The following is a 942-nucleotide window of genomic DNA, read 5'->3' as shown; positions in this document are numbered from 1 at the left end:
ACGTGAGAGAATACCCCCTTTTGATCCCCCAAGAGAACGGCAGGGGCGTTTCGATCTCGCCCCTGCACCCCTAACGACCAAAAGGGAGGGGCCTTGCCCCTCCTTTTTGGATTATCCACCCCTTGGCACTTCCGGCAAGAAGTGCGCCTACTTTGGATAATTCTGTTTCGACAGTACCCTCCAAGGCGGCATTGCTGCGCTCGCCGCGGGAAAATGAAAAGCTACCGACTAACACACCGGTAGCTTTCAGATAAATTCGATAATATCGTTTGGGGTGCAGTCGATCAGTTTGCAGAGCTTTTCCAGCGTCAGCAGTGTGATGTTCTTTCCCTTTTTCAGCGAATCCAAAGTCTTATTGTCAAGCCCATTTTGCAGCAGATAATACTGCGAAATACCTTTTTCCTGCAACGTTTTCCATAAAGGCTCGTAACTGATGATTGTCCTCACCCCACCTTCTTACGAGCCTATTATATGGAGCAAAGTGAAAAACAAGTATTGTGTATATCTCCACAATGCAGTAGAATGCCATCAAGGAGGGATGCACTATGACAACTTATAAAAGTCTCTATCACCTGATGGTACGCTCCATGAGCGAAGCCATCGACCTTTACGATGAGGGCAAGGGCATTCTTGCCCGTGAAGTCCTGAAAAAAGCCCTGTTAGACGCAGAAGAACAAGTCATCACACATGATATCATCCCCGACGAGCCTATCGGCAGTACCGATTCAGCAGAAAACTAAAAAAATCCCCAGCGCGGCGAGCGCAGCAATGCCGCCCGCACGCAGTCTGCCGCCGTGCCACCGTCACACGCGCCTCACGGAGTAAGGCGCGTGTGAGAGTTATCACGAGACGCAGGGATTCATGGCGAAGCCATGTACACCGCACTTACATTGCGCAGCGCGTGCAGTCATTCAAGCTACAAACTGCCAATGTCGGGGGTCG

2 protein-coding genes are annotated in these 942 nt (G+C 50.7%); one reads left to right on the top strand and one right to left on the bottom strand.

The window, feature by feature from the left end; all coding sequences use genetic code 11:
- Window positions 1-246: 246 nt before the first annotated feature.
- Window positions 247-408, bottom strand: coding sequence for a helix-turn-helix transcriptional regulator (locus NI20_RS0113650; RefSeq protein ID WP_177610440.1), 162 nt, complete (start codon window positions 406-408; stop codon window positions 247-249).
- Between the two features lie 137 nt (window positions 409-545).
- Between NI20_RS0113650 and NI20_RS0113645 the strand changes: the two genes are divergently transcribed.
- The gene (locus NI20_RS0113645; protein ID WP_033121936.1) at window positions 546-740 is read left to right on the top strand and encodes a hypothetical protein; all 195 of its coding nucleotides are present in this window, start codon (window positions 546-548) and stop codon (window positions 738-740) included.
- Window positions 741-942 lie beyond the last annotated feature (202 nt).

The sequence above is a fragment of the Oscillibacter sp. ER4 genome (assembly GCF_000765235.1).
In the GTDB taxonomy this organism is placed as follows: Bacteria; Bacillota; Clostridia; order Oscillospirales; family Oscillospiraceae; genus Hominicoprocola; species Hominicoprocola fusiformis.
This window is presented reverse-complemented; position numbering and strand designations above follow the sequence as displayed.

Bases quoted from the DNA above. Each gene is read 5' to 3' on its own strand.
- NI20_RS0113645 (WP_033121936.1), top strand. From the start codon at position 546: ATGACAACTTATAAAAGTCTCTATCACCTGATGGTACGCTCCATGAGC.